Source organism: Niabella aquatica (genome assembly GCF_054779315.1).
The window spans coordinates 26,681-51,683 of sequence record NZ_BAAGYM010000001.1; the positions used below are offsets into that span (position 1 = coordinate 26,681).

General features: G+C 42.5%; 27 protein-coding genes and 1 tRNA gene. 19 read left to right on the plus strand and 9 right to left on the minus strand.

From position 1 onward, the window contains the following. Positions 1-49 precede the first annotated feature (49 nt). The 6 genes from ACYVBM_RS00105 to ACYVBM_RS00130 all read left to right on the plus strand — a co-directional run bounded on the left by ACYVBM_RS00105 (position 50) and on the right by ACYVBM_RS00130 (position 5,064). Positions 50-1,309 (plus strand): DUF445 domain-containing protein, encoded by a 1,260-nt coding sequence (locus ACYVBM_RS00105; protein WP_460683564.1) that lies wholly within the window; start codon positions 50-52, stop codon positions 1,307-1,309. Positions 1,310-1,319: 10 nt separating this feature from the next. Next, positions 1,320-2,129, plus strand: coding sequence for a 50S ribosomal protein L11 methyltransferase (prmA, locus tag ACYVBM_RS00110; RefSeq protein WP_460683565.1), 810 nt, complete (start codon positions 1,320-1,322; stop codon positions 2,127-2,129). Positions 2,130-2,211: 82 nt separating this feature from the next. After that, the gene (gene plsY / locus ACYVBM_RS00115) at positions 2,212-2,862 is read left to right on the plus strand and encodes a glycerol-3-phosphate 1-O-acyltransferase PlsY (protein ID WP_460683566.1); all 651 of its coding nucleotides are present in this window, start codon (positions 2,212-2,214) and stop codon (positions 2,860-2,862) included. Between the two features lie 95 nt (positions 2,863-2,957). Continuing rightward, entirely contained in the window at positions 2,958-3,773 is an 816-nt protein-coding gene (locus ACYVBM_RS00120) for a M48 family metallopeptidase (protein WP_460683567.1), read from the plus strand. A gap of 176 nt (positions 3,774-3,949) precedes the next feature. Further along, positions 3,950-4,390 carry a hypothetical protein gene (locus ACYVBM_RS00125; RefSeq protein ID WP_460683568.1) on the plus strand — a complete coding sequence of 147 codons (441 nt, stop codon included), beginning with the start codon at positions 3,950-3,952 and terminating at the stop codon, positions 4,388-4,390. Between the two features lie 98 nt (positions 4,391-4,488). Further along, on the plus strand, positions 4,489-5,064 hold the full coding sequence (locus ACYVBM_RS00130; protein WP_460683569.1) for a hypothetical protein: 576 nt from the start codon (positions 4,489-4,491) through the stop codon (positions 5,062-5,064). A 63-nt stretch (positions 5,065-5,127) separates the two neighbouring features. On the opposite strand, the gene ACYVBM_RS00135 is transcribed toward ACYVBM_RS00130, so the two are convergent. The 9 genes from ACYVBM_RS00135 to ACYVBM_RS00175 all read right to left on the minus strand — a co-directional run bounded on the left by ACYVBM_RS00135 (position 5,128) and on the right by ACYVBM_RS00175 (position 13,586). Next, entirely contained in the window at positions 5,128-7,089 is a 1,962-nt protein-coding gene (locus ACYVBM_RS00135) for a menaquinone biosynthesis decarboxylase (RefSeq protein WP_460683570.1), read from the minus strand. A 173-nt stretch (positions 7,090-7,262) separates the two neighbouring features. Continuing rightward, the gene (locus ACYVBM_RS00140) at positions 7,263-8,027 is read right to left on the minus strand and encodes an SIMPL domain-containing protein (protein ID WP_460683571.1); all 765 of its coding nucleotides are present in this window, start codon (positions 8,025-8,027) and stop codon (positions 7,263-7,265) included. 28 nt (positions 8,028-8,055) lie between these two features. Further along, entirely contained in the window at positions 8,056-8,757 is a 702-nt protein-coding gene (locus tag ACYVBM_RS00145; protein ID WP_460683572.1) for a 3-keto-disaccharide hydrolase, read from the minus strand. 171 nt (positions 8,758-8,928) lie between these two features. Next, entirely contained in the window at positions 8,929-10,293 is a 1,365-nt protein-coding gene (locus ACYVBM_RS00150; protein WP_460683573.1) for a Gfo/Idh/MocA family protein, read from the minus strand. A 404-nt stretch (positions 10,294-10,697) separates the two neighbouring features. Next, a complete protein-coding gene (locus ACYVBM_RS00155; protein ID WP_460683574.1) occupies positions 10,698-11,159 on the minus strand; it encodes a cold shock domain-containing protein in 462 nt (153 codons plus the stop codon). Positions 11,160-11,265: 106 nt separating this feature from the next. Beyond that, the gene (locus ACYVBM_RS00160) at positions 11,266-11,538 is read right to left on the minus strand and encodes an RNA recognition motif domain-containing protein (RefSeq protein ID WP_460683575.1); all 273 of its coding nucleotides are present in this window, start codon (positions 11,536-11,538) and stop codon (positions 11,266-11,268) included. 284 nt (positions 11,539-11,822) lie between these two features. Continuing rightward, a tRNA-Ser gene (locus ACYVBM_RS00165) sits at positions 11,823-11,909 on the minus strand. A gap of 138 nt (positions 11,910-12,047) precedes the next feature. Continuing rightward, positions 12,048-12,812 carry a TatD family hydrolase gene (locus ACYVBM_RS00170; RefSeq protein WP_460683576.1) on the minus strand — a complete coding sequence of 255 codons (765 nt, stop codon included), beginning with the start codon at positions 12,810-12,812 and terminating at the stop codon, positions 12,048-12,050. Between the two features lie 129 nt (positions 12,813-12,941). Next, positions 12,942-13,586, minus strand: a complete 645-nt coding sequence (locus ACYVBM_RS00175; RefSeq protein ID WP_460683577.1) for a polysaccharide deacetylase family protein — start codon at positions 13,584-13,586, stop codon at positions 12,942-12,944. 128 nt (positions 13,587-13,714) lie between these two features. Between ACYVBM_RS00175 and ACYVBM_RS00180 the strand changes: the two genes are divergently transcribed. The 13 genes from ACYVBM_RS00180 to nuoI all read left to right on the plus strand — a co-directional run bounded on the left by ACYVBM_RS00180 (position 13,715) and on the right by nuoI (position 25,000). Next, on the plus strand, positions 13,715-13,978 hold the full coding sequence (locus ACYVBM_RS00180) for a hypothetical protein (RefSeq protein ID WP_460683578.1): 264 nt from the start codon (positions 13,715-13,717) through the stop codon (positions 13,976-13,978). A 1-nt stretch (position 13,979) separates the two neighbouring features. Further along, positions 13,980-14,900, plus strand: coding sequence for a PstS family phosphate ABC transporter substrate-binding protein (locus tag ACYVBM_RS00185; RefSeq protein WP_460683579.1), 921 nt, complete (start codon positions 13,980-13,982; stop codon positions 14,898-14,900). A gap of 61 nt (positions 14,901-14,961) precedes the next feature. Beyond that, a complete protein-coding gene (locus ACYVBM_RS00190; RefSeq protein ID WP_460683580.1) occupies positions 14,962-16,692 on the plus strand; it encodes a tetratricopeptide repeat protein in 1,731 nt (576 codons plus the stop codon). Between the two features lie 149 nt (positions 16,693-16,841). Continuing rightward, on the plus strand, positions 16,842-17,234 hold the full coding sequence (locus tag ACYVBM_RS00195; RefSeq protein ID WP_460683581.1) for an NADH-quinone oxidoreductase subunit A: 393 nt from the start codon (positions 16,842-16,844) through the stop codon (positions 17,232-17,234). A gap of 81 nt (positions 17,235-17,315) precedes the next feature. Continuing rightward, complete coding sequence (locus tag ACYVBM_RS00200) at positions 17,316-17,897, plus strand: NADH-quinone oxidoreductase subunit B (protein WP_460683582.1); 582 nt, start codon at positions 17,316-17,318, stop codon at positions 17,895-17,897. 29 nt (positions 17,898-17,926) lie between these two features. Beyond that, a complete protein-coding gene (locus ACYVBM_RS00205) occupies positions 17,927-18,493 on the plus strand; it encodes an NADH-quinone oxidoreductase subunit C (protein ID WP_460683583.1) in 567 nt (188 codons plus the stop codon). Positions 18,494-18,517: 24 nt separating this feature from the next. Then, entirely contained in the window at positions 18,518-18,700 is a 183-nt protein-coding gene (locus tag ACYVBM_RS00210; RefSeq protein ID WP_460683584.1) for a hypothetical protein, read from the plus strand. Between the two features lie 112 nt (positions 18,701-18,812). Then, the gene (locus ACYVBM_RS00215; RefSeq protein WP_460683585.1) at positions 18,813-20,042 is read left to right on the plus strand and encodes an NADH-quinone oxidoreductase subunit D; all 1,230 of its coding nucleotides are present in this window, start codon (positions 18,813-18,815) and stop codon (positions 20,040-20,042) included. Positions 20,043-20,143: 101 nt separating this feature from the next. After that, positions 20,144-20,632, plus strand: coding sequence for an NADH-quinone oxidoreductase subunit NuoE family protein (locus tag ACYVBM_RS00220; RefSeq protein WP_460683586.1), 489 nt, complete (start codon positions 20,144-20,146; stop codon positions 20,630-20,632). A 23-nt stretch (positions 20,633-20,655) separates the two neighbouring features. After that, on the plus strand, positions 20,656-22,011 hold the full coding sequence (gene nuoF, locus ACYVBM_RS00225; protein ID WP_460683587.1) for an NADH-quinone oxidoreductase subunit NuoF: 1,356 nt from the start codon (positions 20,656-20,658) through the stop codon (positions 22,009-22,011). A gap of 83 nt (positions 22,012-22,094) precedes the next feature. Further along, complete coding sequence (locus ACYVBM_RS00230) at positions 22,095-23,225, plus strand: NADH-quinone oxidoreductase subunit G (RefSeq protein WP_460683588.1); 1,131 nt, start codon at positions 22,095-22,097, stop codon at positions 23,223-23,225. 36 nt (positions 23,226-23,261) lie between these two features. After that, positions 23,262-24,314 (plus strand): NADH-quinone oxidoreductase subunit NuoH, encoded by a 1,053-nt coding sequence (nuoH, locus tag ACYVBM_RS00235; RefSeq protein WP_460683589.1) that lies wholly within the window; start codon positions 23,262-23,264, stop codon positions 24,312-24,314. A gap of 116 nt (positions 24,315-24,430) precedes the next feature. After that, positions 24,431-25,000, plus strand: a complete 570-nt coding sequence (nuoI, locus tag ACYVBM_RS00240; protein WP_460683590.1) for an NADH-quinone oxidoreductase subunit NuoI — start codon at positions 24,431-24,433, stop codon at positions 24,998-25,000. Positions 25,001-25,003 lie beyond the last annotated feature (3 nt).

Here is a 25,003-nt window from a genome sequence, read left to right on the forward strand (position 1 = left end):
TATATGTCTAACATCTAAATACTAATGTCTGCAATTCTAAAACCAGCAAATGAATAAATCAAGCGACTCCATAAAAGCCGCGCAGTTGCGCAAACACAAAGCGGTGGCTACCGGCCTGTTTTTGCTGATGGTAGCTACTTACGTACTTTCTACCTGGCTCTTAAAAAGCCGCAGTGACGTATGGCTGGGTTATCTGAAAGCCTTTTCTGAAGCTGCTATGGTAGGTGCGCTGGCCGACTGGTTTGCGGTAACCGCCCTGTTCCATCATCCCCTGGGAATTCCTATACCTCATACCAACCTCATTGAAAACAGGAAAAAAAGTATTGGAGATAACCTGGGCGGATTTGTGGTATCGAATTTTTTAAATGCTGCGGCTATCCGGCCCTATATTCAGAAACTAAATACCAGCGCCCTGCTTATCCAATGGCTGGGGAGCGAAAAAAATACTGGCATTTTAGTAACCGAATTATCGCGCATTTTGAAAGATGTAGTACAGAATGCCGATGATACAGCTGTTACAGGCTTTATCAGCAATAAATCCAGGGAGCTTCTAAAGGAAATCAAACTCAACGAAGTGCTCGCTTCAGGGCTCGATATGATTATCGAACGCGGTGATCATGTGCGAATACTGGATTACCTTGTAAATAAACTGCGCCAATATGTTGCAGCTAATGAAGCCATGGTCAGGCAAAGAGTAAAAAAAGAAAGCCACTTTCTCATACCCGGCTTTGTTGATAATATTATCGCCTCAAAAATCACCAATGGATTAGCCCGCTACCTGGATGAGATCGAGACCGATCCAAACCATAAGATGCGGCATGAACTGAACGGGCAACTGACCCGGTTTATAAACGACGTAAGAACCAGCCCTAAATGGCAGCAGGAACTGCAGGAAATAAAAGAGATGATCCTGCACAGTGATAAGATACAACAATACGCTTCTACCATATGGAAACAGTTGCAAACAGGTATTATTAACGACCTGGAAGGCCAGCAATCTGCTATCCGGCTCTACCTGAAAAAAAACCTGCTCGAAATGGTAACAAGCCTGAAACAGGATGAAGCCATGCAGCAAAAGCTGAACGCATGGGTCCGGCAAAATGCCTATAAGTATATTTTACGAAACACCGCAAAAGCCGGTGAGTTGATCAGCAATACCGTTGGGAACTGGGAAGGAAAAGAGCTCAGCAACAAGCTGGAGCTGGAGGTAGGCAAAGATCTTCAGTTCATACGCATCAATGGCACATTGGTAGGCGGTCTGGTGGGCCTGATCATTTATACCATTACAAGATTTATAGCACACAGTTAACAAAAAAGAAATGTACGTAGTAATTATTTTTGAAAATATATCGGAAGAAGTAAAAGATATCCTGCTTGCCAGCCTGCAGCATGCAGCCGAAGGGTTTGAAGAAAGTAATAACGGGCTTAAAGCGGTCTTTCTAAAAGAAAACTATGACGAAAAAGCGATAGCTGAAATAGCAGGTAACTACAACGTGCTGTATGAAAAAGAAGAAATAGCTGCCCGCAACTGGAATGCTTTATGGGAATCTAATTTCGATCCGGTAATCATAGATGATTTTGCAGGCATCCGCGCCTCTTTTCATGAACCGCTGAAAAAGGTACAGCACGAAATTATCATCACTCCTAAAATGAGCTTTGGCACAGGGCATCATGCCACTACTCACCTGATGATGCAACAAATGGGAAAAATCGATTTCAAGCACAAATCTGTTTTTGATTTTGGAACCGGTACCGGCATACTCGCCATACTGGCCCATAAGCTTGGCGCCTCGTCTGTTATAGCTAATGATATAGATGAATGGAGCATTACCAATGCCCAGGAAAATTTCGGACATAACCATGCACAGACGATACAGCTTTTGCAATCCGGCTCTGCAGAAATGGATAAAAGCTTCGACATTATCCTCGCTAATATCAACCGTAATGTGCTGACAGATAATATCCCGGTCCTTTCCAGGCAACTTCATAAGAACGGGCTGCTTATTTTAAGCGGTATTTTAGAGGCAGACGAGGAGGTTATCAGCAACTGCGCTGAAGCATACCAATTAAGCCTGCTTGAAAAAACCACAAGAAATCAATGGGTTTGTCTTGCTTTTAAAAAGCCATAGTATATTAATATTTTATAAACCAGCGCTCTTAAAATTAATCCCTATATTTGAATTTCTAAATTGCTCCATATAACAAGAAACAATGCAGGAAATATTATTAGTTTTATGTGCTTATTGTATTGGAAGTATACCCACATCTGTTTGGGTAAGCAGGGGCTTTTTTGGCATTGACATACGTGATTATGGCAGTGGGAATGCCGGCGCAACCAATACTTTCAGAATTCTGGGCCCCCGCTGGGGTTCTTTCGTAATGATCTGCGATGTGCTGAAGGGATTTATTGCTGTAAAACTGGCAGGTTTGCTGCCTGAATTTGATTCTGAAATTGCCTTTCTTAACATACAGCTGATACTTGGCATTGCTGCCGTTATCGGTCATATATTCCCGGTTTGGGCCGATTTCAAAGGTGGCAAAGGTGTTGCAACCTTGTTTGGCATTGTAATAGGTATTTCCCCGTGGACATCACTTGCGTGCTCGGGCGTTTTTTTGCTGGTTTTATACTTAACCCGGTTTGTTTCATTAAGTTCCATACTGGCCAGTATTGCTTTTCCTGTATTTATACTGGTGATTTTTAATGTGGATAATCACTTCTACCGTGTATTTGCTGTTGCAGTAGCGCTTTTAGTGATTCTTACCCATCAAAAAAATATTGGCCGCATTATACGGGGCGGAGAAAGTAAGGTTCCTATTTTTAAAAAGCGTGACCGGAGAAAGCAAAAAGACCAGGAAAGCTGATCCTCCTCTCTTCCCTTCAAACGGTATATTTTAGTTATTATATATTTGGTATAATGATTGCGTTTATAAAAGTTAAAATCAAACGCCAACACATTATGGTGAAAAAGTTAGTAAGCTTTATAGCTGTAGCAATAATTGCAGTATCCTGCTCTACCAATGCCGTGACGGGCAGGAGCCAGTTCAAATTATTACCAGAGTCGCAATTGCAGCAAATGGCCGTTGCAGAATACCAGTCTTTTTTGTCGGGTAACAAGGTGGTAGCGGCAAACGCCAATAATAAAGATGCGGAAATGGTAAACCGTGTAGGACAAAGAATAGTGGCTGCGGTTACCCGCTTTTTTAACCAGAATAATATGAGCCAGGACCTGGAAGGCTATCAGTGGGAAACCAAGCTGGTTCAGAGCAACGAAGCGAATGCATGGTGTATGCCAGGTGGTAAAATTGTGGTTTATACGGGCTTATTACCCATTACTCAGAATGAAGCGGCTTTAGCCAATGTTATGGGACACGAGGTTTCTCATGCTTTATTTGGCCATACTAATGAAAGAATGAGCCAAACCATTGCTGCTCAATATGGAGGAAGCATATTAGATGCATTTATGGCTAATAAAAGTTCGACTGCCATGCGCAATATATTTGGGGCAGCAGTAGGAGTAGGATCGCAGGTAGGGATTTTGGCTTTTGGCAGGAAGCAGGAGCTGGAAGCAGACCGCTATGGTATGATATGGGCCGCTATGGCCGGATATAACCCCCAGGAAGCCATAGGCTTATGGCAAAGAATGCAGGCCCAGGCCGGAAGCGGGAGTACTCCCGAATTTTTAAGTACCCACCCGGGGCCAGAAAGAAGGATCGAACAACTTCAAAAATATCTTCCTGAAGCTTTAAAATATTATCAGCCTATTAAGAAATAAATTTATATAATAAATAAATAATTTAAAAAGCATTAATAAATATAGATTAATGCTTTTTTTGTTAAATAGAAAAAATAATACAACTTTTTGGGTTACCTTTGCAAAACCTTTTCGAGCTTGTAATATTAACCAGGCAGTAACATATCTGGTATTTTTTAATAAATCCCACAAGTTGTATGATTCAAACAGTTTTTGAAAAATTACAGTACGCAGAAGAAAAGAATCTTTTAATTCAGGGTTTACCATCATCTATTGAAAAACAGTTCAGCAAACTATCATTCGCAAAAAACATGACACCACTATTAAGATCAAGGAAGCTTGATTTTGCCCTGGTATTTGCCGTAAATGAAAACCAGCTGAATGGTATTTTAAATGATGTGATGCCTTCATTAAAAGAAGGTACCAAATTCTGGGTTGCGTATCCTAAAACTACTTCCAAAATCGTAACGGATCTTAATCGTGAGCGGAGCTGGAACCGATTAACCAAAGATGGCTATTCCGGTATTGACAACGTAGAATTGGATCATGTGTGGACCGCTACAAGATTTGAAAGATGCAAATCAGAAAGAAGCGTGGCTTCTCCTACAGAAAGAAAAAGAGCCGCACAGCTGGCATAAGCCAGTAAGCGAAACCTAGATAATCAACCCGGTCTGTGACCGGGTTTTTTATTTACGGCATAATTATTGCAAATTTTGAAATAATTAAAACCGTAAATATGAAAAAAATATTCTTTTTAGCAACTGCTTTCTGCCTGACAGGAATTGTTTCAAATGCACAAACCCAAAAGGGTTATTATCTTATCGGAGGTAACATTGCAAGCATGGGTGGTAATACCAATGAAAAAAGCTTTAATCTTAAAATAGAACCTAAGGCCGCCTGGTTTATACAGGATGACCTGGCTATTGGCGGACAGGTAAGTTTAGGATTTGATGCCGGGCGTGGCCGTGGGCCGGCCTTCAACTATTTTGTAGGCCCTATGGCCCGTTATTATTTTGGAGACCAGCAGATAAATACACCTAAACAAACACGTGTTTTTGCTGAAGCCAATGCGGGTATAGGAGGCACCAATGGTGGCGGAAGGTCTACTAACGGTTTTGAGGCCGGCATAGGACCGGGACTTGCATTTTTCGTTAATGAAAATATAGCGCTTGAATTATTAGCGAAAGGAAACATTACTACCGGTGCCGGTAATAACGGAGTAGCGTTTAAGCCTAATCTTGGTTTGGGCTTCCAGATATATTTACCTACTTCTAAACTGAAGTCTATCAGAGATGATATGAAACAAAAGTAAAAGCCAGAAAATTTTTATCCTATGTTAATACTTAAGCCGGTCCTATGACCGGCTTTGCCTATTTTATGAAGGGTCCGCTACAGCTTTTTCGCCGTACATCTGGCTTTTGTATTTCAGAGAGGGGGAAGGGATAAACTTGCCAATGCCCAGGTCTTTCCATTTTGCATTCACAGAAGTAATGGTTTCATTATCAGCTACGATAATGTTAGGCCAATCCCTTTCAAACCCATCCAATTCTTTTGTTTTAATGGTACCATCCAGTCCAAGTATCGCGTTATATTTACCATTGCTTTCAGCTTGCTGATGCATAAAATGATCACGCTTAGGATCGAGATTGTTGCAAAAACGCCATAAAGCCGTGGGTAAATCCTGCGCATTCACTGTATGTTCCACATACAGGATCATCTTTACTCCTTTAAGAGCAGGTAACCCGCTTATGGCATCGTGCAATTCTTTTATATGTCCCGTCCTGTTTTTCTGAACAGAAACCACAATACAGGGAATGCTGTGTTCCAGCAGCGTTGTATTCAAAAAGCGGATCTCCGGAAATGCCTGCAACGCTTCGTTCACTCCGGCACTTGCAGGTACAGGATAACGGGCTTGCCGCTCATCTACTTCTTCATCATACTTAAACGTACCGTCTATGCAAAACTTTCCGCCAAAGCCCAGCTTACTGCAGCTATGATCCAGCACATCCATCGGACCCTGTGAAAAATAAACATCGGTTGCCGGGTTCAGGTTCCTGAATACTTCTTTGGCCAGCTCTTTATAGTTGGTAATAGCAAAATCCGTTTGCGAAGCCAGCACTAATATCTTATTAAACATCATTTGCCCGGCCCCCCACATGGCATTCATTACTTTTTGCCCCTGGCCGGCATACTCTTTATGTATCTGGGTTATTACCAGGTTATGGAATACGCCTTCCACCGGCATATCCATATCCTTAATTTCAGGGACCAGGGTCATTTTAATAGGCGCTAAGAATATTCTTTCGGTAGCTTTACCCAGCCAGGCATCTTCCTGCGGCGGGATACCTACTATAGTTGCGGGGTATACGGCATTCTTTTTATGCGTAATAGCGGTTATATGAAATTTAGGATACCAGTCGGGTAGGGAATAATACCCTGTATGATCGCCAAACGGGCCTTCCCAAAGCATCTCATCATTGGGATCGACATATCCTTCAATCACAAAGTCAGCATCAGCCGGCACTTCAATTTCCGGTTGTGTGATACATTTTACCAATTCTACCTTTTTCTTTCGAAGAAAACCGGCCAGCATATACTCATCCACATTTTCAGGCAAAGGCGCCGTAGCTGAGTAAGCATAAGCAGGATCGCCGCCAAGCGCTACCGCTACGGGCATTTTTTTCCCCAGCTTTTTGTACTCATTGAAATGTTTGGCAGATACTTTATGCTTGTGCCAGTGCATTGCTGTAAGCCGCGGCCCAAAAACCTGCATCCGGTACATGCCCACATTACGTACGCCGGTGTTAGGTTCTTTGGTATGTATTACGGGAAGCGTTACGAAAGGACCTCCATCCTGGGGCCAGCAGGTAATTACGGGCAACTTACCCATATCGGGCAGCCCCCCCCAGGGCTCGCCAGTAGGCAACGGTTTCTCTGTCAGGATCACCTGCTGGCACTCGCCCCTACCTTTTTTAACCCGGGGCATCCAGGAAGCAAACTCGCCCAGTTTAGGCAGCAATTTCAGTTTATCCAGTATATTTTCTTTGGGGGAAGAAAGCAGTTTAAAAAGATGCTCAATATTTCCTGCCACATCGTTCAGTTCCTTCACGCCCAAAGCCATACACATACGCTTCTCGCTGCCATAGGCATTCATTAATACCGGGAATTCGTAGCCTGTATTTTCAAATAATAATGCCTTACCTCCGCCGGGCTCCTTACTTATACGATCGGTGATTTCAGCTATTTCAAGATGTGGATTTACATACGTTTTTATGCGAAGCAGTTCCCCCGCTTTTTCTAATGCTTTTATAAATTCCTGCTGATCTTTATACGCCATTATAAAATATAGTTTAATGCAGAATAAACATCAAACATACAACAAACAATGGATTTAAGCAGCGCATGCAAAAGGCAAATCTAACTTTTCCTGTTTTCATAATCGCCCGGAGTGGATTGAGTAACCGTATGGGGCCCGGACACCTCATACAGCCATCTTCAAAAAAGTAAAAATTATTTTACAGTGCATTCTAGATTCACCGTAATACTCGCTGTTTTATTTTTAGAAGAGGTATTGAATGCTCCTCCATAGCTGTAATCTTCATTACTGTTCTGGCCGGTAATCTGGAATATACCCATATTTGCTTTGCCAACCCCGGTTATACGTCCCCCGGTTTTTTTTGCAATAATATCGGCCCGCTTGCGGGCGTCTTCAGCGGCTTTATCCAGCAGGTCCAGCTTCAGATCAGCCAGCTTGGTATAAAAGTAAAGCGGTTCGGGAGAATTCAGCTCAATGCCGGTTTCAATAAGCCCCGTTATTTCGCGGGAAAGCCCTTCCACTTTAGGAATATCCTTCGATTCTACCTTGATGTTTTGGGTAAGGTTATACCCTGTAAATTCAGAACCGGTAAACCGTCCTTCGGCATTATATTTCGTATCGAACTGCTTGTCTATTTTCACGGACGAAAATATCATTTCTTCAGGTTTTACGCCCTTGCTTACCAGGTAATTCTTCACGTTGCTTTCGTCCGCTTTAATTAGGGCATATGCTTGTTTCAGATCAAATGCTTTGCGGCTGTAACTGCCATTCCATACGATCAGATCGCTTACAAAATCTTTACCCGCGCTGCCTGTAACCCGTATAGTTTCCTGTTTCCTGAATTTATATTTATAGGCACCGGAAATAACAACGGCGCCTGCTACCAGGGCGATGGCTATTAATGCAAACCCTAAAAAACTGAAGCCCTGAAAATAGTTTTTATTTACTGTGTCGCTCATATATGTTTTTTTGTATCTTATAAAAATACTACAATTGTTTTATCCTGATATTTTTAAAATACGCTTTATTTCCATGATCCTGTAAGGCAATATGGCCTGTCTTTGCTTTTCCATAATCAGGATAATCTTTCCATTTGCCGGTAGTACGCTTTTCGTTCCATGCTCCCGTCCAGGCTTCAAATGCCACAATTTTTTCGCCATTCAGCCAGTGTTCCACAAGCCCTTTATTAAAGACTATTTTACTATGGTTCCAGTTGCCTGCCGCTTTTAATTTTTTATTGGGGGCCGCCAGGTTCATTGCATAATCGGCCCCGGCCTGTTGCCATGCTTCCAGCTTGCCTGGAAAATTCACATCGTCAATAATCTGGTATTCCGGCCCGGTTTCGTAAGGACCTTTGTATTTTTTGTCCTCCACAACGTGGTACATTACACCGCTGTTGCTTCCTTTGTCTACCTTCCACTCCCACTCCAGCTCAAAATTATCAAACTGCCTGTCTGTAACAATATCTCCACCTGTATCGTGCGCCGAGGCCCCGAGGCATACTAATGCCCCATCAATAATGGTCCAGTTGGTTACAGGGGCATCGCCTTTATTATAGCCGTGCCAGCCGCTAAGGGTTTTACCATCGAACAGGCTGATCCATTCGTTTTTATTTTTGGAAGATTTATTAGTTACAGCACAGGATGCAAAAACACTTAGAAAAACTAATACAGGTATTGATACTTTCATATAAATATATTTTACGCTCTTTAACCAGAAGTGGGAATTTAGGAGAACCCATCCGTACCGGCACAGGCGGACGGAACAGTCAGTCCAGGTAAAGAGACGCGCATTGCACCAGAAATGAAAAGTGCCATACAAATCCGATGATTTTTATTCGCAGGCTGATAAAAAAACAAGCTATACTTTTTTCATATTTACCGGGTCCCAGTGCATGGGCTTTTTCTCGCGTAAACTATCGTTACACAAAAGGGCCGGGGCCGCCGCACGATAGCCGAAAACCGCATCCTCTGTAACATTTTTATTACTTCCGCTGCGGATAGCGGTAAAGAAGTTGACCATATGATCGTAAGGACCGCCTTTATATCCTTCTTCAGCCTTGTAAGTGATCGTACGGGGAGGCAATATTTTTTTACGTGGTTCGTTGGCATTGGCATTCTTTTGTTTTTGAAGAAAAGGATCGCCGCTGTCAGAAAAATTGTTCTTTTTTAGAGTAACATCATCCCAGGTTACATCCATTGAGCCTTCGCTGCCTACCAGCTTTAAATAGGTGGTGCCACTGGTTCCATCTACAAAATTGCAGCGAAGAGACAGGTTGAAAGCCGGGTGCACAGCAGTTTTAGGATAATCAAATGCGCCTAACTGCATATCGGGGCACTCGCGGCCATCATTCCAGAAACGCAGCCCACCGGTTGAATAGATCCTGTCAGGCCCAACAGAGCCGGTTATAAAATGCAGGCTGGAAAACAGGTGCACATATAAATCACCCGCCATGCCGGTTCCATAGTCATTGTAATTCCGCCAGCGAAAAAACCGCATTTTATCAAAAGGGCGTTTGGTGGTATTACTGATATAAGTTTCCCAGTCTACCGTTTGTTCTGATGCATCGTCGGGAATAGGGTATTGCCATACCGCTACAGGATCGCGCCGTGCCCAAAAGCCTTCAGCATAATTTAATTCACCAATAGCCCCGGCTTTTAAAAGCTCCTTTGCTTTTTCATTTCCTAAAGACGAAACGCCCTGGCTGCCTACCTGAAAAACCCTGCCGGTTCTTTTCTGGGCTGCAATTACATCCGGTCCCTCTTCTATGCTGTGAACCATTGGCTTCTCGCAATACACATGCTTGCCTGCATTCATGGCATCAATAGATATCTGTTTGTGCCAGTGATCGGGAGTTGCAATAATAACCGCATCTATGTCTTTCCGGCTTAAAATTTCTTTATAACTTTTTGTAATAAAAATATCATTCCCCCATTTCTTTTTAGCGGCTTCCAAACGACCTGTATACAAATCACAGGCGGCCACCATTTTAACACCCGGAACCATTATAGCAGTGTTAAGATCGCCACTGCCCATACTGCCGGCCCCGATCAAAGCTACATTGATATTATCGTTCGCGCTAAAGGTTTGATTACGCGACACACCAATGATCTTCCTTATTTCCGCCTCCGACGCAGACAAATAATTGCCCGCGGCAACAGCACCTGAAGTAAGCATTAGTTTTTTCAAAAAAGACCGGCGTGCCTGGTTTGGATTCTCGTTCATATTCTTTTAATTGGGCAGTTAACAGATTTGTTATCCTATCAAAGATAAAAGAATAGCTAGGCTGTAACAAACTGTGAGCAGGTAAATATTTTCCCGCGGTTTAACGGTTGGCTGAAAGGCAATAGCAGCAGCGTTTGTTATGACGGGCATTTTTATTCACATATAGGGTGAAAGGCTTTGCGCCGGCTCAAACAACAGGCAGGAGATTTTTGCAGGAGCAGTATTTTCTTCTGTAAAATATAAGTAGAGGTATCATAAAAATGCCCCGCTTAGGGGCATAATGATCCGCTGAAAACGATGTAAACCCTGATCTAGCCAGGGAATGAAAGTACAGCCTTGAGGAGCACTTTAATAATGCCTCCTTATGGTTTTATACTTCATGACTGGAAGCAACACCTACACGGTTAGCGGCGGCTTTCTTCCTGTTCAGGATTCAAACCGCTCACATGCACGGCCGCCCATCCCTTGGGACCATGTTCCACCTCGAATGTTACCTTTAAATTTTCTTTCAATTCAACAGACGAGGAGTTGATATGAACAAAAATGCTTTCTTTGGTCTGCGCATCTTTGATGAAGCCATATCCTTTAGATGTATCAAAAAATGTAATCATCCCGCTTCGCCTGTTACTTTCGGGATTAAAATCATTACTGTTCCTTACTACCGGAGGTATTGATGTTACTGCGTCCGGCCTTTTATCGGGGATCGTATCGGAAAGATTTCCATACTCATCCACGTAAGCCAGCATATCATCAAGACCTTTCCCTTTTGATGAATTTTCTTTACGCGCCAGCTTTTTTTCTTCTTTTTGCTTTTTTAAATTTCGCTTTTTTAGTTCTCTGTCTCTTTTGTTCCAGCTTTCTGCCATTAAAATATTTTAAAATTTATAAATAAAATTAAGAATAACAATTCATGCCTGCAGGCAATGATTGTTGATACTCAACCGTGTAAACACGTGCTAAAAGTAACCACATTTACCAACGACCGGGATAACCGCTTTTTTCTTCTCTAGGCCGGGCTTCTACTACTTTAATAGAATGGCCGTCGTGCATAGAACCATTCAATTCCCTGATAGCTTTTCTGGCAGCATCCTCAACAGGCATTTCAACAAATCCGAAACCCCTGCTTTGCCTGGTAAATTTGTCTGTGATAATACGGGCAGATGCTACTGATCCGTAGCTGGAAAATAACCCGGAGAGATCTTCATTAGTGAAGCTGTATCCGAGGTTGGACACAAAAATATTCATTTTAATAATTTTAACCAGTTAAAAAATACTTTGAGAAATGGCAAACTTGTAAAACAAAGGGAAGGAGCATGTAAGTGCTTACAACAGAGCAGTAACTCAAATTTCAATTGTGCAAAGATAGGTTAATCATTTTTAATAATGCTGGTTAGGAGTATTATTATACCGTTTTCTTAACAAGACTCAAGCTATGCGCTATCAATGATAGTACCTCCACTCGCCTGCTGCTTGGCACCAGCTTTACGGTAGTGAATAAAAAAATCGCATTGGTAAACCAATGCGATTTGCGGAGACGGCGAGATTCGAACTCGCGATACAGTTTCCCGTATACACACTTTCCAGGCGTGCTCCTTCAACCACTCGGACACGTCTCCGTTTCGTATTATTTTCATTTTTCAACCAAATGATATCCATCCAGTGATTTGAAAAATATTTCCCTTCCTGCCCTTAAGATCCCCTCAATACCTCAGCCGCCATAATGGAAAGGGGTGCAAAAATAGGGCTTTCTTTTTCTATAAACCGAATAATTTTTTAGCGTTTGCTGTAGTGACAGCGGCTACTTCTTCCACCGGTATTTCCATTACCTCTGCCAGTTTATGGCCAATAAAAGGAATGTAGGAAGGCTCATTCCTTTTGCCCCGGTAAGGAACCGGTGCCAGGTAAGGAGCATCTGTCTCCAGCACCACTTTATCCAAGCCTATCTTTTTTATCACCTCATCCAGTCCAGACTTTTTAAAAGTAAGCACTCCTCCTATACCCATATAAAAACCCATGCCGGCAATGGCTTCCGCTTCTTCCAAATCACCTCCAAAACAATGAAAAACACCTCTCAGCCCCCTGCTTATATGCCCGGAAACCAGTTTTATACATTCTTTGGTTGAATTACGGCTATGAATTACAACAGGAATGTTATATGTTACAGCCCACTCCATTTGCTGTTCAAAAGCAGCATACTGCTGCTGTTTAAAAGTAAGATCCCAGTAAAAATCCAGGCCGGTTTCCCCTATAGCAATAAAATCCCTTTGTGCAAGAAACTGCTTAATAATATCCAGTTCCTGCTTAAAACCGGCGTTAACAGAACAGGGATGTAACCCCATCATGGCAAAGCAGGTTACAGGCTCGCTGGCTTCCATTGCGAGCATGGCGCTATGTGTTTGAGAATCAATTGCCGGCATCATAATAGTTGTAACTTTAGCAGCCAACGCCCTTTTCAAAAATTCACTTTTATCAATCAAAAACTGCTCTGAATAGATATGAGCATGCGTATCTATAAACATTTTCTATTAATTTATTGAAAAAATTAGATATTATCTAAAATATTATTTTTCTCTTGCAGATGTGTATAAAAAAAATTAACTTCATCGCAAGTTTTCATAGGGTACGGATTAAAAATCGGGCCGGGGTATTTACCCGGGCCCTTTTTTATAGGGCTCACCATCTGCCAGGCCTTTAAAAATAAAACCCTTTTGAGAGAAATGCTCCAGCACACCGGGCAAGGCGTCGCTTAGATTGTTAAACGCCTTCTCACTATCATGGAATACAATGATCGACCCTTTTACGGCTTTTCTGATAACATTTGCCCTGCAGCTATGCGGAGCAATATGGGTGTCAAAATCCCCGCTCAACACATCCCACATGATCACCTTAAAGCCTTTCTGCAAAAGAGTGCGGCCGGCTTTAGGGGTAATTCTTCCATAAGGCGGCCTGAACAGCCGGGACTGAATATGCACAGAGGCCTCATTGATATTTTGAATATAGTCATCATACTTTGCCTTCCACCCATTCAGGTGGTTATGCGTATGATTACCAACGGTGTGCCCCCGCTTCAGTATATCTTCATAGATATCCTGGTGCGCCACCACATTTTTTCCCAGGCAGAAAAAACTGGCTTTAGCTCCATACTGATCCAGCTGTTTTAATACAAAAGGAGTTGCTACAGGATGAGGACCATCATCAAATGTGAGATATAGCTCTTTATTTTCGGTATTGATATGCCAGGTATATTTATTAAAAACTTTTTTTACCCACAACGGCGTCTTTACAAAATACATAAAAGGCAAAGGTAGTGTATGTTTTCATTAGAGATTATTAACAATTAATATACTATTTCCATATGGAGTTGAAAACATTTTGCATCTAAAAAGAAAAGTTCTTTATCTTGGCACATCCATACAACATAATGAGCACAAAATCGAACGAAGAATATGAGCAGGAACGCAACCGGCAGGTTTCAAGAGTGAGAGCTGTTCTGGATTATGCGATGGGCGCTGTGATTACAGGTATTGGGCTCTTCCTTGTATTCAGGTATGCGTTACCTATACAGTTGAATAAAATATATCCGCCAGATATTTTTGACAAGGTATATGGCGCAATAGCCATTCTTTATGGTGTATGGAGATTGTACAGGGCATATAAGAAAAACTATTTTAAGCAAACCCACTAAAATGCGGATTGTATCTATTGTAATATTTATGACAGTGGTGCTGGTTTCGTGTAAATCTTATAAGCAAAGAAATGAAGCATTACCTGATACTCCCAACCGCGGTACTATTACTATCAGTGCAGATGAAACGTTCAAGCCTATTGTGGATGAGCTGACAAAAGTATACGAGTCAAATAATTACGGCACCAAGATCCATGTTCAATATAAGCCGGAAGCAGATTGTGTAAAAGATCTCTGGAACGACAGCATACGAATGATTATATCTACACTGTACTTAACTGAAGCAGAAAAAAGAGGCGTTGCAGATTCGTTAAAGGTGTTAGTAGATCAATTACCTATTGCAAGAGATGCGATAGCAGTAATCGTCAACCCGGCATCGAAAGACTCCCTGTTTGATATGGACGATATAAGGCACATACTGGCAGGTACTTACCGCAGGCCATTGATCCCGGTTTTTGACGGCGTAAAAGCAACCAGTACTGTAAGATATATTATAGACTCGGTAATGCAGGACGCTAAACTTACCGGTAAAGCAGTAGCTGCGCACACCAGCGACTCTGTTATCAATTATGTAGCTTCTACGCCCGATGCTATAGGCTTTGTGGGAGTGAGCTGGATTGGCAATCCTGACGACGACCAACAGTTAAGTTTTTTAAAAAAAGTTAAAATTGCTCATTTAAAAAGCAACGATAAGGAAGGAAAATATATCTTTCCGGTACAGGCCAACCTTTATGGGCGCAGGTACCCGATGACAAGAGATTTAACATATATACTTAAGGAAAGCCACAGGGGTTTAGGCACAGGATTTGCCGAGTTCTTACGCAATGAAATTGGACAGCTTATTTTTAAAAGAGCCTATTTAATGCCAGGAAGACGGTATTTCGTAGTGAGGCCTATACAACTTAATGAGCGGCCCATTTAAACAAAAAAAATTATATTTACAAATTCTTACTTTTAACAACAACTACAACAACACAATGAAGATGAAGAAAACAATCCATCTACTTGCACTTGGAGTATTGCTGAACGCTGGAGTGTATGCACAGTCCATAGAGGATGGTGTTAAAGCATATTATAACGGGAACTATGCTTCTGCTGTAAGTATCTTAGAAAAAAACGCGGATAAGCCCGAAGCCAGTTACTGGCTGGCCGAGAGCTATTTTCAACAGGCGAAAAATGCCCTGGCTAAAGCTACGATAGAAAAAGGGCTCGCTGTCAAGCCGGGCGATCCCTACCTCCTTGCGGCTAAAGGACACTCCCTGCTACTGGAAAATAAACCGGCAGAAGCTGTCCAAAGCTTTGATGCAGCCATAGCAGCTTCCGGCAAAAAAGATGAGGACAAGGCAAAAGTGTTGAATGCAGTAGGATACAGCGTAACCACCGTATATAACAATGTTGATAAAGTGGGCGATATCAAATACGCAGTTGCCAAACTGGAAGAAGCCAGGAATCTGATACTGGGCATGAAAGAAAAGAACCGCGACGCAAAGTTACTGGCAGATATTGAAACCAACCTGGCAGATGCTACTTTAAAAGCTAATCCTGGAGAAGGCAGCAGGGCTTTTGAATTATACCAGGATGCCCTGACCCTGGATCCGGGTTTTGCAAAAGCAGAGTACAGGAAGGCAATGATCTTCAGATCCCAGAGAAATATGGAAATGTACCTGCAGTCTTTAGATAAGGCAGTAGCAGCCAATCCTTCTTATTTCCCTGCTCAGGAAGATTTGTATAACTATTATACTTATAATGCGCAAGACGCAGCTAAGGCAAAACCTTATGGGGATAAATTGGTAAGCCTTTTACCTCCCGGCCCTAATAATGAATACTTCAAGGCTGTGGGCTCTTACTACAGTAAAAACTATTCTGAGGCTATTAATATTGGTAAAACAATTATTTCCCAGGCAGGCGATCAAACCAAGCCCGAGGTATATAAGCTGATAGCATACAGTCTTATCGAAAATAAAGATACAGCAGCGGCTATACCATTTGTAGAAGATTATTTTAAAAACCAGGTAAAAGAAAAAATCGTTCCTTTTGATTACAGCTTAAAAGCTACTGCCTACTCAACAACTCCCGGCAAGGAAGCCGAAGTGATCAAAACCTACATGGATGCTGCAGCAGCTGACACTACTATTGCGGGTAAAGTAACCATACTGGAAGATGGAGCAAAAGCATTCTCGAATGCCGGCAAAGGTGCTTTAGCAGGTGATTTGTATGCTAAGATCCTGGAAATTAAGCCTGCAGATAAATTAACTATTAATGACTATTTTAACGCCGGTTACACAGGGTATTACAAATCTGGCAAATACGATAAAGCATGGGAAGTGTTTGATGCAGCCCGTACCAAATTCCCTGACTGGAATTATGGCTATATGCTTGCTTTTGGCAGCAGTAAAATTTTTGATACTGCTAATGCACAAAATAAATTTGTACCGGATGGAGAAAAATATATAGCTTATTTACAATCACCCAGCGACACTTCAGCCACGGCAGTAAAAAGAGGAGAAATTTTTAAAACTGCTACCGATCTGGCTATATTCTATATTAATGTTAAGAAAGACACTCCTAACGGATTAAAGTATTTACAGCTAGCGTACAATAACGCCGATGATCCTACGGCTAAAGAGCAAATAGCTGGTTATATTAAAGGCTTAGGTGGTACTCCGGGAACAGAATCTCCGGCTCCGGCTTCCACAGGTGGGCCCAAGCATTAAAAATAAAATCGTTAATAAAAAACACCCCGTACTTACGGGGTGTTTTTTATTATATAATATCCATTTGCCATCAGAATGTCAGGAAATTGTTGCAACTCTTTAAGGTTTATTGCCCAACCTGTCTTATTTTTGCTCATTACTTGATATATATGGTTTATTTACTAAAAACCGTTACAGATCATACAGCGCAGTCTTTCTTACCGGTTGGATTGCAGCTTGTTTTTGCAGCCGGGCTCATTATAACGCTGGTATTTGTGACCCACCTGTTAGGTCCAAAACGCAAAACAAAGGATAAACTCGAAAACTTTTCAAGCGGTATCGGATCTCATGGTGATGCCCGCCAGCCAATGGCCATTAAATACTTTTTAACAGCCATCCTTTTTGTGCTTTTTGATGTGGAAGTGATCTTTTTCTACCCTTACGCTGTTATATTTAAGGATCTTGGATGGGAAGGCTTCTACGCTGTATTGATGTTTATTGCTTTTTTCTTATGTGGGTTTATCTACATTATCAGGAAAGGTGCTTTAAAATGGGAAGACTAATAAAATGTAGAATATTAAATGTAGAATGATGAATATTAAAATTTTACATTCTATATTTTACATTTAAAATTTTAAATTCTGATGAGACCAGTTTCTTATAACATAAAGAAAAAACCTCTCGAAACTGATATCAGCATGGCAGAAATGCCTGCGGGTCATGAAGGACAGGGTTTTTTTGCTACTACGCTCGACAGTGTAATTGGCCTGGCAAGGAAAAACTCTATCTGGCCTTTACCTTTTGCTACTTCCTGCTGTGGTATTGAATTTATGGCCACTATGGCCTCCACTTATGATCTCGCTCGTTTTGGTGCGGAGCGTGTAGGTTTTTCACCACGCCAATGCGATCTTTTGATGGTTATGGGAACGATTGCGAAGAAAATGGGCCCGGTGGTAAAACAGGTATACCTGCAGATGGCAGAACCCCGCTGGGTAATTGCTGTAGGCGCCTGTGCCAGCAGCGGTGGTATTTTTGATACTTACAGTGTACTGCAGGGAATTGACCAGGTTGTGCCTGTAGATGTATATGTGCCGGGATGCCCTCCAAGGCCTGAAGCCATTCTGGACGGTGTAATGCGTATCCAGGACCTGATAGGCAAAGAAAGCCTGCGCAGAAGGAACGGGGAGCAATATAAAGCGTTGTTGGAAAGCTACGGGATACAGTAGGCAAATTTCAAATCTCAAATCTCAAAAGCATGGCATTGACCAGCGAATATATACAGCAAAGACTTACAGAAAAATTTGGTGACCAGGTTTCGGACTTCGGGGTTCAGTATGATATTTTAAGTTTTCATGCCGAAAACGAGATCAACCTGAAAGTGCTGAATTTTTTACGCGAAGAAGCTGATCTGGGATTTAATTTCCTCACAGATCTATGCGGTGTTCACTATCCTGACCAAAAAGGGAAAGAGCTGGCGGTAGTGTATCATCTGCACAATATAAAGGAAAATGTAAGGGTTCGCTTTAAAGTATTTACAGATATTGTAAAACCCCAGGTATTTACAGCAACAGGCGTTTTTTCGGCAGCTAACTGGATGGAACGTGAAACTTACGATTTTTACGGTATTAACTTTATAGGGCATCCTAATCTTATACGGATATTGAATGTGGATGAAATGGATTATTTCCCTATGCGTAAAGAGTACCCGCTGGAAGATCAGAGCCGCACAGATAAAGATGATGAGATGTTTGGGCGCGGTGGAATGTTAGGCTTTGGCACCGAAAAAACCATGCACGGTACCATAGCTGAAGATGAAAAATAATCTCTAACTAATTAAATGCTGAATATGTATCATTGGATACAGAAGAACAGATTGGTTTTGGCTTTGGTATTAAGTGCCATGTGCATACTTGTTATTGCTTTTGGTCCATCAGGTACCGGATGGGTTGGTTTTTGTGAAGGCATGCTTTCCGCAATAGTTGTTGTTTCAGTTGTTCAGAAGATACAACATAAAAAAGCAATTCAATAACGCAACGCTGTTGCTTCCGATAGCTGTCGGCAGTGCGATGCATTCCAATCCAACTCAATCATTGCAGTAAAATTGGTTAGAAAATAAAAAAGACGAACCGGATTTTAATTACATGTCAGATATACATCACCATATTGACCTCCCCGCCGGTAGTATTGAAAAACAAACTACCACGCTGAACCTGGGTCCTACGCACCCGGCTACTCACGGGGTTTTTCAGAATATTATTGAGCTGGACGGCGAGAAAATTGTAAAAGCAGATGCCACGGTGGGTTATATCCACCGTGCCTTTGAAAAAATTTCAGAGCGCAGATCGCTGTACCAGATCACACCGCTTACAGACAGGCTGAATTATTGTTCTGCCCCGCTGAATAACATGGGCTGGCATATGACCTGTGAAAAACTGTTGGGTGTAAAAACGCCTAAGCGGGTAGATTACCTGCGCATTATTGTAATGGAGCTGTCACGTATTGCCGATCACCTTATCTGCAGCTCTATTATGGGGGTAGATGCAGGCGCTTTTACGGGCTTCTTATATGTAATGCAGTATCGTGAGCTGATCTATGAAGTGTTTGAGGAAATATGCGGATCGAGGTTAACTACCAATATCGGACGTATTGGTGGCTTTGAAAGAGATTTTAATGATATTGCCTTCCGGAAAATTGAACAATTTTTAAAAGAATACCCCGCCGTTTTACAGGAATTTGAAAACCTGTTTACCCGCAACCGTATCTTTATGGAAAGAACGATGGGGGCAGGTGCTATATCTGCAGAACGTGCATTAAACTATGGGTTTACAGGCCCCAACCTGCGTGCTGCAGGCGTAGACTATGACGTACGCGTGGTGGCGCCCTATTGCAGCTATGAAGAGTTTGAGTTTGATATACCGGTAGGCTCCACCGGCGATTGTTATGACCGCTTCCAGGTACGAAACGGTGAAATGTGGCAAAGCATGCGCATTATAGAACAGGCAATGCAAAAACTGAATGACCTGAAAGGCGAAGATGCTACGGTGTATCATGCAGATGTGCCCGAATATTACCTGCCACCCAAAAAAGATGTATATACTAAAATGGAAGCCCTGATCTGGCATTTTAAGATCATTATGGGAGAAATTGATATGCCTAAAGGCGAAGTATATCACAGTATTGAAGCGGGTAACGGGGAGCTGGGCTTTTACTTTATAAGCGATGGTGGCAGAAGCCCGTACCGGCTGCATTTCAGACGTCCCTGCTTTATTTATTACCAGGCTTACGAGGAATTGGTAAAAGGGGGGATGTTAAGCGATGCCATCATTGTAATGTCTTCATTAAACCTGATAGCAGGCGAAATGGATGCTTAAAAAATTAATACAGCATGATGAATTAAAATATTAAACCTGCTTATAATCATATTTTATATGTAGGAATGATTTTTAATTTTGACTTTTAACTTACTATGGATATGGTTCAATTCTCGCAGGAAAATTTGGAAAGGGTAGATAAGATCATCGCGCGTTATCCCGAAGGCAGGCAAAAAAGCGCTTTGCTGCCGGTATTGCACGTAGCGCAGGAGCAGTTTGGATGGTTAAGTGTGGAAACGATGGATTATGTGGCATCGCTGTTGAGCATCGACCCTATTGAAGTATATGAAGTAGCCTCATTCTACAGCATGTACAACCTGAAACCTGTGGGTAAATATATGTTTGAGGTTTGCCAGACAGGACCTTGCATGCTAAGAGGCTGTGATGATATTATAGCGTATATTGGAGAAAAATTAAATATTAAACCCGGAGAAACTACGTCTGATGGTATGTTTACTTTAAAAACGGTAGAATGCCTGGGCGCCTGTGGCTATGCCCCAATGATGCAGCTGGGCCAATTTTATAAAGAGCATCTTACCAAAGAAAAAGTGGATGCGATTATAGAAGAGTGCAGGGCGAAGAACAATTAAAACTTCTTTTAGGATAATATACAATGGGTAGAAAACTATTATTAGAAAAAGCGCATGTGGAAGGCATCAGGTATTTTGATACCTATCGCCGGGAGGGCGGCTACCGCAGCGTAGAAAAGGCGCTGAAAACAATGGCACCGGATGAGGTAACCGAAGAAGTAAAAAAATCAGGACTTCGTGGCCGCGGCGGAGCAGGTTTCCCTACCGGTATGAAATGGAGCTTCCTGGCAAAGCCCGAAGGTATTCCCCGTCACCTTGTAGTAAATGCTGATGAAAGCGAGCCCGGTACTTTTAAAGACCGCTACCTGATGGAGCATATTCCGCACCTGTTAATTGAGGGTATCATTGTAGCTTCATACGCTTTAGGCAGTAATACTTCTTTTATATACATCCGTGGCGAATATGCCTGGATCGTAGATATTTTAGAACAAGCTATACTGGAAGCCCGCAACAACGGTTTTCTCGGTAAAAATATATTAAGCAGCGGATTTGATTGTGATATTTATGTACAACGTGGTGCAGGAGCTTACATTTGCGGTGAAGAAACGGCATTACTCGAATCACTGGAAGGTAAAAGAGGCAATCCCCGCATCAAGCCCCCCTTCCCTGCTGTTAAAGGCGTATGGGACCGGCCGACGGTGGTAAATAATGTAGAAAGCATTGCCGCAGTGGTTCCCATTATTAATGAAGGGGGTGAGGAATATGCTAAAATAGGAATGGGCAAATCAACCGGTACCAAATTAATTTCTGCCTGTGGTAATATTAATAAACCCGGTGTTTATGAAATTGATATGACTATTTCGGTAGAAGAGTTCATATACAGCGATGAGTGGTGCGGCGGTATTGCCAACAGTAAAAGATTAAAAGCCTGTATCCCGGGCGGATCTTCAGTACCCATTCTCCCTGCCAATCTTTTGTTGAAAACAGCAAAAGGAGAGCAAAGGATGATGAACTATGAAAGTCTTTCTGAAGGAGGCTTTCAAACCGGTTCTATGATGGGCAGCGGCGGTTTTATTGTTTTTGATGAAGACCAGTGTGTGGTAAAACATACTTATACCCTGGCAAGATTTTACCGCCACGAAAGTTGCGGGCAATGTTCTCCCTGCCGGGAAGGAACCGGCTGGATGGAAAAACTGCTGCTCCGTTTAGATAAGGGGCATGGTAAAATGAGCGATATTGACCTGCTTTGGGATATACAAAGTAAGATTGAAGGAAATACGATCTGCCCTCTGGGTGATGCAGCCGCATGGCCGGTAGCCGCAGCAATCCGTCATTTCCGCGACGAATTTGAATGGCATGTTACCCACGCCCGGGAGGCACAGGTGAGAAATTTTGGGCTGGCACATTATGCTGATACGAGGGAAGCTGTGCCGGCGTAGCGCTGTTCCATGCCAAAGCGTATTATGACCCAGAATAATTTTGTGTGGTAAGATTCATCATCTAAAGTTGACTGATTTAAATTATGGCAGACGAAATAAAAAAGGAAGCACCTCCGAAAATGAAAGTTACAATAGATAATATATCTGTGGAGGTGGATCCCGGCACTACAATACTGCAGGCAGCACGTATGATTGGTGGAGATGTTACTCCGCCGGCTATGTGCTATTATACACCGCTGAAAGGCAGCGGTGGTAAATGCCGTACCTGCCTGGTTGAAGTAAGCAAAGGTTCTGAAAAAGACCCGCGCCCCATGCCTAAACTGGTAGCCAGCTGCCGCACCGGTGTTATGGACGGAATGGAGGTGAAGAACATTACCAGTCAGCGGGTATTGGATGCACGTGCGGGTGTGGTTGAGTTTTTACTGTTGAATCATCCGCTGGACTGCCCTATCTGCGACCAGGCAGGTGAATGCCACTTACAGGACCTGAGCTATGAGCATGGCAAAGAAGGTACCCGTTACGAGTTCAAAAAAAGAACTTTCAAAAAGCATAACCTGGGTCAATACATACAATTGCACATGACACGTTGTATACTTTGTTACCGTTGCGTGTTTACAGCTGACCAGGTTACCAATAAACGCCAGCATGGCATTTTGGATCGTGGAGATCATGCAGAGATTGCAACATACATCGAGCAATCTTTAGACAACGATTTTATCGGAAATGTGATTGATGTTTGCCCTGTAGGCGCATTAACCGATAAAACATTCCGCTTTAAAAACCGGGTATGGTTTACCAAACCAGAAGACGCTCATCGCGATTGCGATACATGTTGCGGTAAAGTGACTTTATGGAAACGCGGCGATGAAGTATTGCGTGTAACCGCCCGTAAAGACCCGTGGGGCGAGGTAATGAATGACGAAGAAGGAAAAACGGGGTGGATATGTAACGAATGCCGCTTTGAAAAGAAGGATGCAAAAGACTGGGTAATAGAAGGGCCCACCAAGGTATCGCGCCATTCGGTAATTGGAGTGAACCATTATGAAGTGCTGAACAAGCCTGAAGAAACTGTAGCAAAAGTGATGGGAGGCCGACAGCCTAAATTATTATTGGATATACACAAAATAAGCGAGGTAAACCCGCCTTCGATTGATTTAAGTAAAATTGAGGGGCCACCGACAAGCAAAACATATTTGAATGATATAAAGAATTAATGATCCATTCAAAATTGATATTACAGCAATAAAAACATGATAACATTACTCGCAATAGACTGGTTTTTTATTATAGAAAAACTGATTTTAATAGCCCTTGTGGTTACCCTTTCGATGATCGTGGCCATGTATGCTACCTACGGAGAAAGAAAAGTGGCCGCATTTATCCAGGACAGGATTGGCCCTAACCGCGCAGGCCCGTTTGGGTTGCTTCAACCGCTTGCTGACGGTGGTAAGCTTTTCTTTAAAGAAGAGATCATTCCGTTAGCCTCTTCAAAATTCTTGTTTGTATTAGGCCCTGTGCTGGCCATGGTTACCGCCCTGCTTACCAGCGCGGTGATTCCGTGGGGATCTCCTGCTGTTATAGCCGGCAGAACCGTTCCTTTGCAGGTAGCAGATATTAATATCGGTATTCTTTATGTTTTTGGTGTGGTGAGCCTGGGCGTATATGGTATTATGATTGGCGGATGGGCCTCTAATAACAAATTCTCTTTGCTAGCTGCTATCAGAGGGGCATCGCAAATGATCTCTTATGAGCTGGCAATGGGACTCTCGCTTATTGCAGTACTGATGCTTACCGGATCTCTGCAAATGAGCACTATTGTTCAAAATCAGCTGGATCATGGCTGGAACGTTATTTATCAGCCCCTGGGTTTCCTGATATTTTTTATATGCGCGCTGGCAGAATGTAACCGTACCCCCTTTGATCTGCCCGAAGCAGAAAGCGAGCTCAACTTCGGCTACCACCAGGAATATTCCAGTATGAAACTGGGATTTTACCTGTTTGCAGAATATATCAATATGTTTATCAGTGGTGTCATTATGTCTACGCTGTACTTCGGGGGTTATGATATTCCGTTCGTGAACGAAGCATCGTGGGGCATATCACAAAATCTCTTAGCATTTATCAGTTTTGTAGTATTGTTATGCAAGGCATTTTTCTTTGTGTTTGTGTTCATGTGGATCCGCTGGACGGTTCCCCGTTTCCGTTTTGACCAGCTGATGCACTTAGGATGGAAAAGGCTGGTGCCCTTAGCATTGCTGAATATGCTGATAACAGCGGTGGTTGTACTTTTATTAAACAGATAATAGTTGGAAGCTGACAGAAAGTAACAGGAACATAAAATAGTAAGTCTGTCAACTGTCATCTAAATACTGTCAACTAAGTTATATTTGCGAAAAATTAAAATACTGCTCGAAAACTAATGGGTATTCAATATACAAATAGAGCCAAGCCGGTTGACCGCAGCCCGATGACCTGGGTAGAGCGCCTGTACCTGTGGAATATTTTAAAAGGAATGGGCATTACGCTGAAACATTTTTTCAGGAAAAAGCCTACTATCCAATACCCCGAACAAACCAGAACTTTCAGCAAGGTATTCCGCGGGCTTCATATTTTAAACCGTGATGAGGAAGGCCGTGAAAGATGTACGGCCTGCGGGCTCTGTGCTGTAGCCTGCCCTGCAGAAGCCATTACTATGGAAGCTGCTGAAAGACAGGATGGCGAAGAGGATTTGTACCGTGAGGAAAAATATGCAGCTAAATACGAGATCAATATGCTGCGTTGTATTTTTTGCGGATACTGCGAAGACGCCTGTCCGAAAGATGCCATTTATCTTTCGCAAACTTTTACCCCGGCAAACTATAACCGCAAAGGTTTTATCTATAAAAAAGAGGACCTGTTAATTCCAAACCCGGTAACGGAACCGGAGGCTTATCAAAAAGCCCTGGGAACTATCAGCAGGGAAAATAAAATAGCGGAGGAAGTTAATTAAGAA

Excerpts from the sequence above, each read along its gene's own strand:
- ACYVBM_RS00140 (WP_460683571.1), bottom strand. The coding sequence starts at position 8,027 with ATGAGCGACACAGTAAATAAAAACTATTTTCAGGGCTTCAGTTTTTTA.
- ACYVBM_RS00175 (WP_460683577.1), bottom strand. The coding sequence starts at position 13,586 with ATGTATTTTGTAAAGACGCCGTTGTGGGTAAAAAAAGTTTTTAATAAA.
- ACYVBM_RS00215 (WP_460683585.1), top strand. The coding sequence starts at position 18,813 with ATGTCAGATATACATCACCATATTGACCTCCCCGCCGGTAGTATTGAA.
- ACYVBM_RS00105 (WP_460683564.1), top strand. The coding sequence starts at position 50 with ATGAATAAATCAAGCGACTCCATAAAAGCCGCGCAGTTGCGCAAACAC.
- ACYVBM_RS00130 (WP_460683569.1), top strand. The coding sequence starts at position 4,489 with ATGAAAAAAATATTCTTTTTAGCAACTGCTTTCTGCCTGACAGGAATT.
- ACYVBM_RS00220 (WP_460683586.1), top strand. The coding sequence starts at position 20,144 with ATGGTTCAATTCTCGCAGGAAAATTTGGAAAGGGTAGATAAGATCATC.
- ACYVBM_RS00155 (WP_460683574.1), bottom strand. The coding sequence starts at position 11,159 with ATGGCAGAAAGCTGGAACAAAAGAGACAGAGAACTAAAAAAGCGAAAT.
- nuoI (WP_460683590.1), top strand. The coding sequence starts at position 24,431 with ATGGGTATTCAATATACAAATAGAGCCAAGCCGGTTGACCGCAGCCCG.
- nuoF (WP_460683587.1), top strand. The coding sequence starts at position 20,656 with ATGGGTAGAAAACTATTATTAGAAAAAGCGCATGTGGAAGGCATCAGG.
- ACYVBM_RS00205 (WP_460683583.1), top strand. The coding sequence starts at position 17,927 with ATGGCATTGACCAGCGAATATATACAGCAAAGACTTACAGAAAAATTT.
- ACYVBM_RS00180 (WP_460683578.1), top strand. The coding sequence starts at position 13,715 with ATGAGCACAAAATCGAACGAAGAATATGAGCAGGAACGCAACCGGCAG.
- ACYVBM_RS00170 (WP_460683576.1), bottom strand. The coding sequence starts at position 12,812 with ATGTTTATAGATACGCATGCTCATATCTATTCAGAGCAGTTTTTGATT.
- ACYVBM_RS00160 (WP_460683575.1), bottom strand. The coding sequence starts at position 11,538 with ATGAATATTTTTGTGTCCAACCTCGGATACAGCTTCACTAATGAAGAT.
- ACYVBM_RS00120 (WP_460683567.1), top strand. The coding sequence starts at position 2,958 with ATGGTGAAAAAGTTAGTAAGCTTTATAGCTGTAGCAATAATTGCAGTA.
- plsY (WP_460683566.1), top strand. The coding sequence starts at position 2,212 with ATGCAGGAAATATTATTAGTTTTATGTGCTTATTGTATTGGAAGTATA.
- prmA (WP_460683565.1), top strand. The coding sequence starts at position 1,320 with ATGTACGTAGTAATTATTTTTGAAAATATATCGGAAGAAGTAAAAGAT.
- nuoH (WP_460683589.1), top strand. The coding sequence starts at position 23,262 with ATGATAACATTACTCGCAATAGACTGGTTTTTTATTATAGAAAAACTG.
- ACYVBM_RS00125 (WP_460683568.1), top strand. The coding sequence starts at position 3,950 with ATGATTCAAACAGTTTTTGAAAAATTACAGTACGCAGAAGAAAAGAAT.
- ACYVBM_RS00185 (WP_460683579.1), top strand. The coding sequence starts at position 13,980 with ATGCGGATTGTATCTATTGTAATATTTATGACAGTGGTGCTGGTTTCG.
- ACYVBM_RS00145 (WP_460683572.1), bottom strand. The coding sequence starts at position 8,757 with ATGAAAGTATCAATACCTGTATTAGTTTTTCTAAGTGTTTTTGCATCC.
- ACYVBM_RS00210 (WP_460683584.1), top strand. The coding sequence starts at position 18,518 with ATGTATCATTGGATACAGAAGAACAGATTGGTTTTGGCTTTGGTATTA.
- ACYVBM_RS00150 (WP_460683573.1), bottom strand. The coding sequence starts at position 10,293 with ATGAACGAGAATCCAAACCAGGCACGCCGGTCTTTTTTGAAAAAACTA.
- ACYVBM_RS00230 (WP_460683588.1), top strand. The coding sequence starts at position 22,095 with ATGGCAGACGAAATAAAAAAGGAAGCACCTCCGAAAATGAAAGTTACA.
- ACYVBM_RS00195 (WP_460683581.1), top strand. The coding sequence starts at position 16,842 with ATGGTTTATTTACTAAAAACCGTTACAGATCATACAGCGCAGTCTTTC.
- ACYVBM_RS00200 (WP_460683582.1), top strand. The coding sequence starts at position 17,316 with ATGAGACCAGTTTCTTATAACATAAAGAAAAAACCTCTCGAAACTGAT.
- ACYVBM_RS00190 (WP_460683580.1), top strand. The coding sequence starts at position 14,962 with ATGAAGAAAACAATCCATCTACTTGCACTTGGAGTATTGCTGAACGCT.
- ACYVBM_RS00135 (WP_460683570.1), bottom strand. The coding sequence starts at position 7,089 with ATGGCGTATAAAGATCAGCAGGAATTTATAAAAGCATTAGAAAAAGCG.